Origin of the sequence: Arcicella sp. LKC2W, from assembly GCF_034931005.1 — a bacterium.
In the GTDB taxonomy this organism is placed as follows: Bacteria; Bacteroidota; Bacteroidia; order Cytophagales; family Spirosomataceae; genus Arcicella.
Map to the genome: position 1 here is coordinate 85,394 of NZ_JAYGIN010000009.1, position 13,246 is coordinate 98,639.

Sequence of the window (13,246 nt, forward strand, 5' to 3'; positions counted from 1 at the left end):
ATTAGAACCTTTTTTTTTGTTTTTGTTTAATCAATTTTTCAACCTGCTTTTGAGCTTCTGAGCTCCCAGATTGTGCTAAACTTATCTTGCTTTGCATCACTCTTGCTTTACTCAAAAGTTCTCCTTTTATGATGGCATCATCAAGCTCACTATCGTTAATGTCAACGCCTGTAATTTGGCAAATTTGTGCTTTGGTGAATGTGAATAATCCAGCAAAGTTTTCAACTTCAGCTCTTTGTTCGTTAGTCATTTTTGTCTATCATTTTTTGCATGAAAGCTTTCGATGATTGACCAATTTCGACTGAATTAATGATTACTCCAGCTTCATTTTTGTTATTTCTTGTCCAATTCAATGAACCTACAATAGTGATGAATTGACCATTTTGAGTTTCAATAACTGAAACTTTTTCATGACTTTTCATCAATCCTATTTTTGTCGAAATACCTTCACAAAGCTGGAAAGCTTTAGCTTGTCTTTCCTTGATTCTATAATCTAATAAGCAATATAAATCACTCAATAGACCTTTTTCTTTTAGGTTGTGCAAAGCACGTAAAGGCTCTTCGGATAACCCCCAACTGGAGAAATACAAGCTACAAACTCCGTATTTCTCAATAATCTTACAGACTAATGTATAAAGCGACCATCTCCCTTCAGTTCTGAACATAATCAAATTATACTCAGTCATTAGCTCAACAATCTCTTTAATTTCACTACTGTAATTAATACTTGTATCTGATATTAAACTTGGAAAAACAATACATTCAGACTTCTTTTTTAATTCGTTAAATTGGAATAAACTCATCTTCGATTTCACTTAGTTGATTATCAATATCTCTAATTTGTGCTTTTATTTTAGCTACGTAGTTAGTTCTATCGGGTTCAGGTTTATCTTTTAGTTTACTGGGTGCTATGTACGTTCTTAGGTTGTATTTTAATGCTACTAAACTTTCTCTGCTTTTAGCTTGTATAGCAATCGTCTCAGGCTCTTCAATGATAGTTCTGTCAGCATCATATTGATTAATTACATCCCAAAGTTTATCATGTTCCAATAGCCTTCTCTGAAGCTCTAAAGCTGTCTCTTTAGCCTCATCGTCACTCATTGAAGGTTTATTGTTCATTATACTCTCGGCGTGCAATACAAGCTGAAAATGAAGTCTGTTCATTTCTGAATAACATCTAACTCTCCTTTGCCTTTTCTCTTTGATGATATCAGGTGCATTTGATTGCTCTGAAGCTCTAAGAGGCTTTGCTACTTTCAATTCAGAATGTTTACCCTTCTTAACCTTTTCAGATAACTCATCACTCACGGTTTGTAACTCCCGAATAAGTACCCCTCTGGAGTAGTCAGTTTCACCAATTTGAAAGATTATATTAATCCAAATGGATGACTGACAATACTTTCGCATTAGGTCAATTCCTTCGTTAAAACTTCTTTCAGATGATAACCAAGCCTTTAAATCTTTCATATTCACGAAAAAAAAGGGTGTGACGTTAGCCAAACCCTTTTTTGATTATTTGTTTCCAGATGGCTTCTTTACTCTGCTAAGTCCTTTTTTTTTTCGACTAACATCGGCAAGAAATCCCGTGGCTGATCATCGTTATTTCGTTTCCACTCTTTCAATCGTTTTACGTCAAAAAGAGTGATTGTTTCTAAGTCGATTTTTCCATCTTGAATACCAGAAATGTCAAAGCTCTTAGCTTCCCATTCAGGATTTACCTCATAGATTTCATCTACCTCTGGAGTTAATTTTATTTGTCCCATTTTGCTAAAATTTTAAGATGAATTATGTAGCCTATTACTAAGCTACATAACTGATTGTTGTTCCAGATGGTAAGTAAAGTGGAGATAATACCCCAAACTCAATTTTCACCGAAATCAATCCTTTTTCTGAGGCATTTTCACGGCTGACATCCATCAATTTTGCGGCTTTACCTGCATCACCACACCACAACATTTTTCCATTGTTTTTCTCTACAACAGTATGCAGTGGAGCATTTGAAAGCAACATTAAATACCCGTAATTATCTTCATTGTCAACTACTTCAAATGTTATTTCGGTAACAACTGCTGAAGAGTCCTTAAAATTAGATTTTGGTTTTGTTACAACTTTTAATGAACCTTCTTTGACTTCTAACTTACCCCAAACGGCAGTTGAACCAAAAGCAGTGGCTGGAGTAGCTGCAACTGCTGTGGCATAATCTTTTCCAGTAATCGTAGCTGAATATACAGGACGGCTTGGCATCGTTGTTACATCAGCTTGTAAGGCTAATGCAATGTAATCTTTGTAGCCTGAGAGATTATCCTCTGGATTTGGGCAAAGACTAATATTTTGAATTTTTGGCTTTATACAAGATTGCGTTGGCATCGTATTAAGTGGTTAAGCGTTAATGTTTAATTGAAAACCCTATTTCTTAGCCTTTTCAGCAACTGGTATTGCAGGCTTTTCAGCTTTTTCTGGAATTACTACTTCTTCAAATACTCCAGCATCAAATTCTAAAACTTCAGCCGCCAATTTTTCATTAGCAATAAAATCTTCAGCTTTTATTTTTTTGCCTTCGTGGGTAATTTCTGGGTATAAAAGAACATATTGCTTTTCACCAATTTTTACGGTTTTCTTTCCTGCTACAGCTGTAGCTGAGGCTACTTGTGCAGTCAATTCTGAAATTGCAGAATCCTTATCCTTATTGGCTTTTTTTAAGGATGCATTTTCATCTTGTAATTTTTTGATTTCTTCTGGAGTCATTGTCTTGAGTAATTATTAGGGTAATCCATTACAGATTACCCTATTGAAGTGGTTAGATATTAAGCTAAAGTATTGGTTTTTACTCCTTCAGGATTCACGATTTTCACCCCGAAAATTGACTTACATAAGAAGTGGAAAATAAAACCAATTTTTTGAACGTCAAGAGAGCTAATCATTCCAGGAATATCACAGCCTCCAACGATAGAACCGTCGATTACATCAATAATTCGGTTTGATGTACCTAACCAAGTAGCTGAAGCAATTTTTACTTTATCGTTGGTATCATCCATCATCACAAATCCAAAACGTCCACCATTGAATTTTTCATAGGTAGGGTTTGTCTTGTGTCTTCTCTTGTAATCCTTGTTGTATTTCTTAAATACGTGAGGAGCACAAAAAATAGTTCTATCTTCTTTAGCAGCAGCTCCAGTAAACTGATCATCAACTGCCTCAAAACCTTCAATCATATTTCCAGATGTGAAGTTTGCATTATCTCCCGAACCTGCATCCCAAGCAGCTGTAGTGGCGGGAACAATACCATCATATTTGTCTGAACCTGCGGCAATACAAGCCAACAAGTCCTTTTCAAGACCATCTGCCCATCTCAACACCTTATTACCTGGTGCAACGGCTAATGATGTATCTCCTTTATAGAAAGTATTGTCATTCAATCCAGCTTGCAAACGTCTCATAAACTCCCCTAAAAGCAAAGCTTGATCTGGAACTTGCTTTAAGCTTGTAAGAGAAGTAACAATTTGATTAGCACGAACCGTAGGTCTGATTGTTTCAGGATCAAAAGCTAAGTTTGCCTGTCCAACTTTTACGGTTAATTTTCTTTGAGAATAAGTAAATTCTCCACCGTCATTTTCAATCTTTCCTGTGTATGGCCCTAACATGCCATCTGTGCTAATTTTCATGAATCCCATTTCGTTGACTACTCCATTGTAAATTGGGAAGTGAGTAGCAAACTCAGAATCATTCATAAATTCACGGAACATATCTGGTCCGTATTTTTGGGCAAACGTAAGAATCTTGCTAATGTTAACAGATTCATTCGATTGGCCGAAAGTGTTTATTACTGGCATTGTATTAGTGGTTAAGTGCTTGAAAAAATAAGTTTAAGCTAATCTATTTTGAGATAGTTGGATTAGCTTTTGCATAACTGTAAGTCCATTCTTCATCATCATCTTTTTTTGCTGATAAATCATTCTTTCCATCTTTGCCTACAAGAGCTTGACCTTGAGCATCACTACGGTCATTTTTACCCATCAATGCTTTATGGTCTTCTTGAATTGTTTTTAATGAAGCCGTAATTGGTTTCAATTGCTCTGCAATAATTGCCGCAATACCTGGAGTTGCTTGATCTTGTGTTCCTGCTGGAGGAGTAGCATCATTATTGTTTGCTGAGGCATTGTCATCATCAGCTGGAGGAGTTGTTTCATCTCCTTCAATGATAGTGGCATTTAGTGCTTTTGCAGCTGCTAAAAGAACTGGATTGTCAGTTCTAAAGCCTACTATCTTTTTATCAGTTTTGTTACTCATGTCTGTATTGTTGGTTTGATTTTGTGCTAATTCTTGTACTTTTTGTACGGCTTCTTTTAGTGTGCCAATGCTATCCACTAATCCATTCAACATACCTTTATCTGCTGTCATGTCAGCACCATCCAGAACATCTTTTGTTACGGCTGGTCGTTGAGTTTTGATAAAATCCATAAAGGTTGTGTCCATGCTAAATAATACCCCATCGGTATATCCAGTGTCATTTCCTTCAGCTGCTAAACGGGAAGCTTCGTTCTTTTTCGGACTTGCTTTTGAGTAGATTTCACGGATGTCAATACCCTGCTTTTTGTAGTATTCTTTAAAGCTTCTGAAGGTTGTCATTACACCGACTGAACCTACTAAACAGTTTTTTGAAGAGCATTGAATATGATTTGAAGAAGAAGAAATATACTGAGCCGCTGAACAGTTCATTCCTGTTACCTGAGTAACAATCGGCTTTGGGTATGATAGCTTGTAAGTAGCTAATTCGTCAGTTCCAAAAACACTTCCTCCAGGTGAATTCATCAACTCAACTACTCCCAAAATTTCAGAATCTTTAGCAGCCATTTCGTACCATGCTGTAATGGTGTTTGTGCCTGCAACTCCACAATAATCTTCTTGATCAATCACTTCCATGATTGGAATAACAAGAACATTATCTACCAAAAATGGAGGATAATCATAATACCAAGATTCAATGTAAGGTTGAGAATCTAAGGAATAAGCAGACACAAAACGTTGTATTGCTTCTTTTGCTTGAGCTTCTTTTCTTTCTGTATCACCAAATGCAGATGGGGAATTTGTCAAGCCTAAAAAGTTGAGAGCTGACGGTAAATAAGCAAAAGCGGAATCCTTCCGAATATGCCAAAATCCCGAATTGAGGGAGTGTATTAGATGTCGATTTCTGAAACTCATGCTCAAAACTCAACATATAATTATGTTTTAGAAAGGACAAAAAAAAACGTAGTATGAAGCCATACTACGTTTGAATACCATCTTTCCAAATTTAACGAATTGTCACCGCAACTGAGACTGAAAGCGGTTCATTTTTCATTCTTGCAAAAATAACAGAAGTTGCAGACAAATCCTCAACTGTCTTAATTTTTGCATAAGGAATAGAGTTTGACACTCCAGTTTCAAAAGGATTGTACCAAGTTGTCGGCTGTACATCCTGTGAGGTTGACATGCCAAATTCCAAATCGGTTATTTTACTACCACATAAATTTAGCATATCTATCTGAAGAACTTTTTCAGTTTTTGGAACGGATACATCTGTTACGTCAATTGTTGAACTTAATTCAGAATCGTTGTAATTAAGTTTATGACCGTACACTCTGTAACTTCCAACGTTTAGGAACGTAATTACTCCTCCTAAAAGGCTGTAATCACCTGCTAAAACTGCTGTACTTTGCCCTTTCTTTAGTGAAATACTGTCAAATTGAGCAATATTTGTAACGGTTATTGTTCCGCCAACGGTTACGGCATTTCCACTTAATGTTGGTGTTGGCAAATTTGGTTTCACACCTTCAGCTACACTTACTGCTAATTTTGCAGAATCTACAAAAGAGGCTTTAGTTTGCCAAATTTTGTAGTCTCCTGCCTTCAGGAACTTTATATTAATTCCAGTAAGCTGATAATCTACATTAATCGTAGTTGGCAAATTATTAAGTCTTACGACTAAAGTTGCTCCACTGGCAATGCCTAAAATATCTCTGCTATCATTTACAAAAAGTTGTCCTAATCCTCCTATTGCTAAATCTGCCAACTGGTTAGTAGCAGAAACTACTACAACTTCAATTGAAAATGCAGATTCTTCAACTCCTCTAATTGTTTTGAAAGTATAAGTGCCTGGGCTTGGTGGAGCATAAGTTATGGTTGTTCCTGTAACCGTCAAAGTATCAACTGAACCTGTTGTATTACTTCGATAAACCTTCACAATGTCCGTTGCTTGTACTCCAGAAATTGTCAAGTTAACCCCAACAGTTCCATTGTTTGTGTTAATTGTCGGAGCTGGTACAGCATAGGAAGTCACAAGAATTTCACCTGAAAAATCTGTAATTTCATCCCCTGCACTTTTACGGAATTTGTACCTACCTGCTACAGTGGGCACGTATTTCCAAACTGGTCTAAAAGCAATGTAGGAGATTACATCTACAATTACAGATTCATAGTAATCACCATCCTTGAAAACATCAATGTTTTCATTGACTTCACAGTCGGTAAGGGCAATAAATTGCCCTACCTTCCTTTCTTGTGTTGTGAATAAAAGCGGTGTTATCATTATTGTGCGGCTCCTCCTGTACCTGATAATTTTACTAAGAAATAGTGATAATCTTTCTTATCGTCGGGCAAAGCTGACAAAGCTGTGTTACGATAATTGTAGTCTGTAGTTTCCCACATGTCGGCGGTAACTGTATATGTGTACGTTTGACCATTGTAAGTAACTCTCAACTTGCAAGTTTTATCCTCTGTATTTTCAGGTCTTGCCAAAAAACCACCCCAATAACCATCTGAAGTAATAAATTGTCTCTGTGGAATGTTTCTTCGGTTCTTCAAATACTCCTGAGCCTGTTGTTTTACATACGTAGCTCCGTTGTCATAGCTAATTTCAGAATCCCACAAAAGAAAATTGGCCGTTGGCTTCAGGTCAACAAAAGATTTTGTTACACCATTACTGAAATTCTTTCTTTGATATAGCAAATTTATGATGCCGAAAGCACCGTGATACCCGTCCAGATATTCATCTGTGTTGCGGTCCCAAATTTGCCACTCACATCCCGTCATGGCCGTAAAAGCACCAATATCAAACCCATATTCTCTATCAAAATGCTTCATCTTCAATCCTTCATTAGCTAACGAATAGCCATAAGTGTTCGTTGTCAAATTGTTTGGATCTTGAGAAGTAATCCCGAGCTGAAGTCTATCACAGGTAATTTTGCTCTGTAATACTACTTTTCTATTGTCTAACTTGTTCTTAACAAACCATTTGATTACTTCTCCAGCATGAATCGTATTAGCAACAATATGATCAGCATTTGGGCTTGGATAGAATTTGTTAACAGTTCTAATTTCTCCACTTCCTGAAGCATCAAACGTTTCTCCTTGATGAAATGCAGCGTCAGCTAATGAGCTAACTTCTGCACATGGCAAAACATTTTTATAATCATTTAAGCTTTTATTTGTAAGACTTAATGTATTGCTAAAATTCCAGTCAGAAGAGTATGGCACATTGTTTACATCATTCCCTGCCCCCCGTAAAGAACCATCAGGATTGAGCTTCAAAGCAGGGTATGCAGATGAAGGGCTTGAAGAATTGAGTGGGTAATTAGCAGGGTCTAAGTAGGCAACATTCAAGGGAGCAGAATACTGAGAGAACACATACCCCTGAGAACTCGCCCCCATGCCTTGAAGAAATGCAAGGTGTTTGTTCGAACCATCCTGAGCCAACTCAAAACCATTTTCAATATCAGCGTTTGACAGTCCTGTATTGGACTTATTGTTAACTCTATCTCCCCAGCCGTACTGAACAGCTCCTGTGGCATTAATGCCTTCATTGTACAACTGCTGAAGACTATAATTTTGCCAAGTTTGAACATTAGTTTCTCCGTATGTAGCCCATCCACGTTTCTCAAAAGGGATTGCTGAAACAAATTCGGTAAACTGATAAGGCTGAGTTGTGTTTGGCTTTAAGCAATTTTCATCTGAAGTAGCAGGATGGTTAAAATATATATAATCAGTACAACGTTGGCCGTACCCTCCATAAAATCCATTTATTTGGTCATACATAAACGAAATCCCTAAATCAAAGGTTTTCATATTATGTACAGCAAAATTAGACCCTTCAGCTTGCCAAGCAATTGCCCAATTTGGGTAGGTTTTTCCTAAGATTGCATCAGTTGAATATACTGTTCCAATCTTACTAAATAGATTCGGATTATACTTTCCTTTGGTAGTTTCAAAAGGAACAGACTTGATTGGATTAGTAAAAGAACTAACGACAGGAATTGTTACAGGTCCACCACTTCCACCCCCATTATCAATAGGCACCGAAACATTCAGTAAGCCCATTGCATCCAAAGCTCTTCTTGGTATTTCCTTAGTTCCCGATGCTGCAACATGGAGTCCATCACCCTGAATTGCTAAATCACTTGTAGTAAATGAACTATTAAGCGGATTGGAGTTGACAATATTATCAATTGCGGAATTAAGATACGTACCATACGAACCCCAAAACTTCATTACCGAAATTTGTGTATCAGTGCCTAAAAGAGTTCTGAGATTATTAAAATGAGCTGAAGTAGCTGCTTGCCAATAATTGATTCCAGTTAAGTTCGGGTAATTAAGTGAGTCTCTTAATGTAGGAAAAACAGCATTATTAATTCCCTGCGAATAAATAACCTTAAATTTTGGTGTTTTTCCCTGGGCTTGTAAAGCAGTTTTTACGGCATTGATTCTTGTCTGTAAAATTGACCAATATCCATTTGCAATATTGGTGTTATACTGACCTACAAATGCACCACCTTGAGCTGTTTTTACAATAACAACATCTTTTGCTAATGCTCCTGAAGCTCTCAAGTTTGCTATACCAACTTCCCAGCCCCATCCTCCAGAGATTGCAGCATTTTCACCTAAATTGCTATTTGATGGAATGTTGATTGCTTCTAACTGAAGGGTGTTATTATTCAAAATTGTTACCCCTGCTCTTAATCCTAAATCACCTGCTGAGGCATCAGCTGAAGGTACTCTACTACCTGCATTACTCTCACCAGCCATCACAATTACAAGCTGTTCATTGGTCGGACTGGTGTTTGATACAACATTAAACGAATAAGAATTACTTGTTCCGAAACAGCTTTTTCCAACAAATTGAAGTTTGTAAGTATCGGTACTCAATAATCCTAAATCAATTAACTGTGGCCGTGCAGTGATTGACTGTGTGAAATCTTTTACAATTGCATTTGAACTATTTTTCAGGACAACTTGAGTATTTGAAAGATTAGCTGCATTAAAATCAACATTGTATAATGTTCCAGAAGTGTTTGTAACTGAGGCAATTGTAAAATTACCACCGTTGTTACAACTTGGTCTTGTATCTACATCTACGGGGTCTAATGTTACAGTTTTGTAACTCAATCCTGCTAAAACAGCTGTTGCATTTGTTGCCCCAACGGGATTTAGAATATTATGATTTAGTCCCGTCCAGTCCTTGAATACATTCTCAACTTTAAGTACCAAAATCCAATTGATTGAATTGGCACTTTCAGGCTGTTTTGAGTAATAATATTTGAAGGAATCTCCATTTTTTTCAATCTTAATTCTACACGGCAACGTAATGCCTGGAGTGCTGGCTACGAAATCCATCGTAGTGTTATTCTTATATCGAATGACACACTTCATACTATCTCTTTGTAGAATTACTCCAGCCGTTGCAAGGCTTTTGTTAGAAGGTGTCCCTTCATTTCGAAACAAAAAACCAACGGCTGAATTTTTGTTGGAAATAGATCTAAAATAACCTGAAAGCTCAAAATTTCCTTGAGAGGGAAACTTGTATCTTCTTAATTGAACATTATCGTTCAATCCGCCAAGTGTTCCCTTTCCAGAAAGCACAATACTACCATCTGGATTCTTGACAGTAGGTGAAATTTGCCCAAAAATAAGTGTGGGCAAAAGCATCAATAAACTCAGTAGTTTTTTCATTTAGTTTATTCGTTTTGCAGTTTTAATCTCAATTCTGCACGTGGTTGTTAGTTCAATATCTTCGTAATTATCCTCCTGACCAATTTCTCCATCAGTCAAAATGTCTTCGTACTCTTCCACAATAGGTTTTACAGATAGTGCTACGATTGATTTAATCGTAATTCTACATCCACCATAATTACAGTTTAGTTGAAATTTCTTAGATAGAAAATCACCAAACGGTTCGTTTTCATCTCTCACAAAAAAGTAGATCGATCCATTCCCTGTAGGAATTATCACCTTCCCTTTTGACCATGTGCTAACAGTTTGAATATTGTCAGTCAGACTATATCCAAATTCATAGCTGTCAGAAGGTTTTGTAGTTTTTACAAGGGCTTTTTTATTGCCACAATCAACTTTTACGGAAATGATTTCATCTTCAAGGATTCTTGAGGCAGTGTCCAGCTGGGCAACTGGAGAAAATGTTAGTTCTGTTGTAGTAGGTTGGCCAACATCTTCTTTTACGGTGTATTTTCTACTAAGAGTGAAAGGGTTTAAATATCTGATTTCTCCAGTTTCAAGTTTAGCTTCGATGGCTAATTTTCTGTTTCTAAAATTAGCCTCTATCCAATCAAGCAATTGAATAGAACTTGCTTGATCATGTCTGAAATAGAGTTTTAGGGTATATTGGTCAACTGATTCTACATCCAATTTCCTTTCTTCGATTGATAAATCTCCTGTCATATCGACTGAAGTATAAGTAGCAATCCATTTCTCAATACCACCTTTAAACACAAAAGCAGTAGCAAGTTCAGATTTCCGAACTTGATACTGCCAAACAATATTTTCAGCAAGGGCTATCCTTACTTTCTGTATTCCAGAAAGCTTAGGAATACCCATACAAAAATTTAATTCATTCATGCCGACTTGAAACGATGATAATATCTTATCAAATTTTCACTTTTTATGTCGTCATCTGAAAGGTCATAAAGGCCTTTGAAGTTCTCTACCGATTGCACAACAGTTTGTTTTCCGAAGGTTACAGCTCCCTTCATAAAAGCCATAAACTCTATTTTTAATTGCTTACGTAGAAAACAATTAAACTTTACATTGGCCTCCCAATCTACTTCTTGTTCATCTCTAAACTTTCTTATCTTATCTGCGGATAGCTCAATTAAATAATCATTTGTCAAACGATTGCTTGCTTTTCTTTTTAATAGGTTAGGCAAATAGGTTTTTCGACGTAAAGAATTTTGAAAATAGCTTAAGCATACAGCACGATAAACCTCTTTATCTTTCTCATTATACTTATCGTCTGACATCTTTCTTAACAGAAATTTATACGTGTCAGGGAACATTGCTACTGTTAATTTCATATAAAAAAAATTATATTAATTGTTAGTTTTAAACAATGACACCGTGATGTGTTTATTTTTCAGAAATAGTCAAATATTCTTGAAATATTACAAATATATTTTTCATAAAGATACAAAAAATTAGCCTTACCTAAAAGTAATTTTAGGTAAAGCTAATCTCAAATTTAAAGTTCTGAAATCGTATAAAAACTATTAGCTTGCGAAACACTTACTGAAGATGTCGCATAAGTCTGGTAAATAGAAAGCGATATTGTTTCACCTACATTTAATATGACGTCGCAACTTACTGTCCCTCCCTGGAATTGCTCTGAATTATTAGGTACATTTTGAACTAAAAGGTTTTTAGGGTTAGTTAAAAAATTTCCGTTTGTTCCGCTTATTTGTAAAATAATTCTTCCGCTACTGGTCGTTGTTCCACTCAGAGAAACACCAAAAGAAATCCTATATTTTGAATTTTTAGTTGAAGTAAAAACGGTGCTACTTAGTGTCCCACTACCCTGTGTTACTTTTGGTACAAGTGTTAATATAGAAGATGAACTGTTTGCAATTGTTCCCGTTAATTCTCCAGTTGAAAAAAACTTATCTGGTTTAGTACAATTAATATTCTTCGCAAAAGCGTTTGCAATATCAATTTGTCCTCTTGAATTCGGGTGTATATTATCTGTATCTACATCTTTAGAAATGTCATAAAATCTATCAACATTTGCGAATGAAATAGGGTATCCAGATAAATTTCCAATACTTTCTAAAATATACTGATTAGCAATATCTACGACCGCATCATTTGATGCGCTTGGCGATGTAGCGTAACCAGTTGGGTTCATACGGGGCACTAATCCCACTATCACAGGAGAACATAGCTGAGGGGCTTTTAATTGTCCTATATAGTCTATGTAAATATTAGAAGACGACTTTTGAACTATTTTTAGGGTGTGGCTGCCGCTTGTTAGTCCTGTAATAAATATTGTAGTAGGGTTTCGTGTATTATCATAATCCCCATCCGAAATACCATCCGTCAGACCATTGCAATTAAAATTTTGATACAAAACATTGTCAATTAGTATATCAAAATTCCCGCTTGCTTGTGTAACTCCATCCGTTACAATTGTTCCAACAACAACGTTATCCCCCGTAAATGAATAAGTTATAAAATCATTTACTGTGCTAGTAAAAATTCCATTCCCACCAATAAACGAAGCCTTACCGCCAATTCCTGAAAAAGAATTTTCACTCCAAGTCCCTGATTTTGTTATTAATGAACTATTTGCAGGAATCGCAGAAGCTAAAAACTGATTCGCAAAAACAGTTTGCAAACCGTACTTAATTTTATTAAAAGTTTTTACATTATTACCACCTCTACGCAAATCATTAAATCCTATTAATGTTGATATTAGTGTTTTTTTTGTACCTATTACAAAGTCTGAATTAATAGAAGATGATACTTTAAAGATTCCCTTGCCAGGGTAAGACTTATTCGTTAAAGACAATCCGTATTTATTTGCTAAAATAAAACTGTACGGGTTGGTACCATATGCCGTAAAACTATCGCCAAAAGCCCAGTAATTTGTACAATTAGAAATATCTACTGCATTAGAAATTAACAATGGAGATAATTCTTTGTCAATTCGTTGAATCTTATTATCTGTGTTACTAAAAAAAGTAGATAAATTTAAAACTGAATTTACAGGAATTTTAATGCGTTTATTCATGTAAGATTCAAGAGTATCTATCGTTAAATCAAAACCCACTTTTACAGCTGGGCAACTTGGACAACGTTTACTGGCTGTCATGTAACGATACCGATATAAACCATTACTCAAATCAGTAGTTGAAAGTAAGTTTTGAGCTTGAGTAATAAAGCTCAAAAACAGTAATACAATTGATGCTATTTTTTTCATTGATTGAATTGT

At 35.9% G+C, this 13,246-nt stretch carries 13 protein-coding genes; all 13 read right to left on the reverse strand.

Annotation, left to right across the window (positions count from 1 at the left end; genetic code table 11):
• Position 1 precedes the first annotated feature (1 nt).
• The 13 genes from VB796_RS08710 to VB796_RS08770 all read right to left on the reverse strand — a co-directional run bounded on the left by VB796_RS08710 (position 2) and on the right by VB796_RS08770 (position 13,234).
• The gene (locus tag VB796_RS08710; protein WP_323346140.1) at positions 2 to 250 is read right to left on the reverse strand and encodes a hypothetical protein; all 249 of its coding nucleotides are present in this window, start codon (positions 248 to 250) and stop codon (positions 2 to 4) included.
• Entirely contained in the window at positions 243 to 686 is a 444-nt protein-coding gene (locus VB796_RS08715; RefSeq protein WP_323346141.1) for a hypothetical protein, read from the reverse strand. The genes VB796_RS08710 and VB796_RS08715 overlap by 8 nt, the downstream gene beginning before the upstream one ends.
• 97 nt (positions 687 to 783) lie before the next feature.
• Entirely contained in the window at positions 784 to 1,467 is a 684-nt protein-coding gene (locus tag VB796_RS08720) for a hypothetical protein (RefSeq protein ID WP_323346142.1), read from the reverse strand.
• A gap of 68 nt (positions 1,468 to 1,535) precedes the next feature.
• The gene (locus tag VB796_RS08725; protein WP_323346143.1) at positions 1,536 to 1,763 is read right to left on the reverse strand and encodes a hypothetical protein; all 228 of its coding nucleotides are present in this window, start codon (positions 1,761 to 1,763) and stop codon (positions 1,536 to 1,538) included.
• Between the two features lie 37 nt (positions 1,764 to 1,800).
• The gene (locus VB796_RS08730) at positions 1,801 to 2,367 is read right to left on the reverse strand and encodes a hypothetical protein (protein WP_323346144.1); all 567 of its coding nucleotides are present in this window, start codon (positions 2,365 to 2,367) and stop codon (positions 1,801 to 1,803) included.
• Between the two features lie 39 nt (positions 2,368 to 2,406).
• Positions 2,407 to 2,745 carry a hypothetical protein gene (locus tag VB796_RS08735; protein WP_323346145.1) on the reverse strand — a complete coding sequence of 113 codons (339 nt, stop codon included), beginning with the start codon at positions 2,743 to 2,745 and terminating at the stop codon, positions 2,407 to 2,409.
• A 59-nt stretch (positions 2,746 to 2,804) separates the two neighbouring features.
• Positions 2,805 to 3,830, reverse strand: coding sequence for a hypothetical protein (locus VB796_RS08740; protein WP_323346146.1), 1,026 nt, complete (start codon positions 3,828 to 3,830; stop codon positions 2,805 to 2,807).
• Positions 3,831 to 3,873: 43 nt separating this feature from the next.
• Positions 3,874 to 5,199 carry a S49 family peptidase gene (locus tag VB796_RS08745; protein ID WP_323346147.1) on the reverse strand — a complete coding sequence of 442 codons (1,326 nt, stop codon included), beginning with the start codon at positions 5,197 to 5,199 and terminating at the stop codon, positions 3,874 to 3,876.
• Positions 5,200 to 5,290: 91 nt separating this feature from the next.
• The gene (locus VB796_RS08750; protein WP_323346148.1) at positions 5,291 to 6,565 is read right to left on the reverse strand and encodes a hypothetical protein; all 1,275 of its coding nucleotides are present in this window, start codon (positions 6,563 to 6,565) and stop codon (positions 5,291 to 5,293) included.
• A complete protein-coding gene (locus tag VB796_RS08755) occupies positions 6,565 to 9,981 on the reverse strand; it encodes a hypothetical protein (RefSeq protein WP_323346149.1) in 3,417 nt (1,138 codons plus the stop codon). The genes VB796_RS08750 and VB796_RS08755 overlap by 1 nt, the downstream gene beginning before the upstream one ends.
• Positions 9,982 to 10,881 (reverse strand): hypothetical protein, encoded by a 900-nt coding sequence (locus VB796_RS08760; RefSeq protein ID WP_323346150.1) that lies wholly within the window; start codon positions 10,879 to 10,881, stop codon positions 9,982 to 9,984.
• Positions 10,878 to 11,336, reverse strand: a complete 459-nt coding sequence (locus tag VB796_RS08765; protein WP_323346151.1) for a hypothetical protein — start codon at positions 11,334 to 11,336, stop codon at positions 10,878 to 10,880. Before VB796_RS08765 ends, VB796_RS08760 begins: the two co-directional genes overlap by 4 nt.
• A 164-nt stretch (positions 11,337 to 11,500) precedes the next feature.
• Positions 11,501 to 13,234 carry a hypothetical protein gene (locus VB796_RS08770; RefSeq protein WP_323346152.1) on the reverse strand — a complete coding sequence of 578 codons (1,734 nt, stop codon included), beginning with the start codon at positions 13,232 to 13,234 and terminating at the stop codon, positions 11,501 to 11,503.
• Positions 13,235 to 13,246 lie beyond the last annotated feature (12 nt).